General features: G+C 36.8%; 1 protein-coding gene. It reads left to right on the top strand.

What is annotated here, in order from left to right; genetic code table 11:
* A partial coding sequence (locus tag AUR67_RS21220) for a hypothetical protein (RefSeq protein ID WP_161936950.1) occupies nucleotides 1–272 on the top strand: 272 nt, incomplete at both ends.

Raw genomic sequence — 272 nt, forward strand, 5'->3', positions numbered from 1 at the left:
AACAGTGAGCTTAGTTTATCGTGTAGAGTTAAGCAAATCGCGAGATACGGGGTATTTAGCACTATTTGATGACGCCTTTGTCTATTTGCAATTAGCTGATGACGAAGATTTAGATTCAGTTTTAGATGATGCTGACTTTGATGTTAATAATGATGGCATCATTGATGAGGCTCACTATGAAACTAACTTGTTAAAAAACAATACATTTAAAGATGGTGTTACTTACTGGGAGCGTAGTGATTTAGCGCAACCAACACACACGAATCGAAATG

Source organism: Pseudoalteromonas sp. XI10 (assembly GCF_001469895.1).
GTDB lineage: Bacteria > Pseudomonadota > Gammaproteobacteria > Enterobacterales > Alteromonadaceae > Pseudoalteromonas.